The organism is Ruegeria sp. A3M17 (assembly GCF_003318255.1).
GTDB lineage: Bacteria > Pseudomonadota > Alphaproteobacteria > Rhodobacterales > Rhodobacteraceae > Ruegeria.
On sequence record NZ_QOCF01000039.1, the window covers coordinates 1 to 1734 of the forward strand.

Annotated in this window: 2 protein-coding genes; both read left to right on the plus strand. The window is 52.4% G+C overall.

The features are described from left to right. Nucleotides 1–84: 84 nt before the first annotated feature. Nucleotides 85–348, plus strand: a complete 264-nt coding sequence (locus tag DS906_RS20950; RefSeq protein ID WP_113792001.1) for a hypothetical protein — start codon at nt 85–87, stop codon at nt 346–348. A gap of 358 nt (nt 349–706) precedes the next feature. Beyond that, the gene (locus DS906_RS20955) at nt 707–1441 is read left to right on the plus strand and encodes a hypothetical protein (RefSeq protein WP_147235335.1); all 735 of its coding nucleotides are present in this window, start codon (nt 707–709) and stop codon (nt 1439–1441) included. Nucleotides 1442–1734 lie beyond the last annotated feature (293 nt).

Below are 1734 nucleotides of genomic sequence, written 5' to 3' on the forward strand. Positions count from 1 at the left end.
TCAACAACTTGGCAATACCCACGCAGCATGAAAAGCGAATTCACAATTTGGGCTCATGCCGCAAGTTTGCCGCGCCCGACCTGAATGGCTGATCTCCGTGACAGAGGCTGTTCGCCTGGTCGGGCTTGGACTATCAGTGAGCGGGATTTTCTGACATTGATGTTTGGGCACGCTGCTGACGCAGCATTTCTTCGCATGTGCGGCAACCATATCGCCACAGCGCAGCGGATGTCGCCACAGCGGTCATTCAAACTGCTGCCAACGGCCCTGAGTCCAACTGCGCTTTCGCTGCGTCACTCACCGACAACTCAGACGCGGACGCTGCTGCCGTCTGGCACGTCGGATTAAATGACCGCTTTATGTCTTTTGTAGCCGATCAATGGCAAACCTTGCGCCGCTCAGTCACTTCGCTGATCGCATATCCACGCTCAACAATCTGAGCCACATCGTCCTGCTAAAACTCATCCGTAAATCGAATACCCTTGTTCATATCCGTCTCTCTTTGGTTCCAAAATCACCAACCAAACCGTCTACAAATCTAGGGCACCTCAGCGGTCCAATGGGCCGCCATTCTAATTTTAGTATTGAGAATAACCATCCCGCATGAAACCATACGCAGCTGAGGATGATACTGACACTCTTGAAGCTGCCCCTTCTACAGTCTGTCCTTCCTTTCATGGAGCAGCCGAGCAAAAGTCCCACCTAGATGTTTAGGAAAGAATGGCAAATCGATACCTTCTCACCCATACTAGAGTTGCGCGGTTGGGAGCTGCGAAATCTTAGGGAGTGTATAAGAATGCGGAATTTCAAAACTGTGGCCTTCATATTGTCGGCCATTTTGATGTTGGGGCTTGTGGCCCCGACGGCAACCACCGCACAAGTGGCGCAGTGGAATCAGGTGGTGACCGATCCAAAGCTGCAGAAGTCTATGTTACGCGCCATTCGAGAGGTGGCCTCTGAATACATGGATGAGCTGGATAAAACCAACACTGCTGGAGCCATTGCTTATGTTGATACTCAACTTGATTATCCGCTGCAGCTGACATCGACAAATTTTCGACACTTGAACCTGAATGCCTTGCAGGCCAAAGCGGCCTACGTCATGCATTATCAGGCGAAATCAAGTGCTGGCGTGACGGTCCCGATTGCTCCACCAGCAAGTTCCGTCGGATTAAACGGCGGCTATGGTGGTTACGGCGGCCTGCCGGGGAATGTAAGATCAGGGGGGCATGGCGAAATTCAGGGGGATGGGGCGATGATGCTTTGTCCGGTAAACAAAGCAGGGCTTGAATTCATGTCAGGCGTGATTTCCATCGCCAGTCTGGATGAGAACGGCCAGTTTCGCGTAGAGCAGGACGGCAAAGACATCATCAAGATGCACGCTGAAATTCTGCGCCGCACCTATGAATACTACGGGCATACCCCCGACGCAGACGAATAAGAACCTTATGGTATTCTGAGCAGGATTGGCAACATGCTGGGTGGGAAGCTCACTGACACATCGCTGCGCACGACGCTTTTCGGCAGCATTGGTGTCATGGCCGCTTCCATGATTGGCCTCTGGATGTTCGGTGGTTAATTTGTCGCAACCATCATCCTGCTCGCCATCTGGGCCTTATCTGGTTGGAGCTTTGTCACGGCTGTTCAGACACGGATTGTGGAAGCGGCAGGACCGAATGGATCAAGGGCATCGGCGCTGAATGTCTGCTCCGTACGGATCTGTCGCAAACTTTG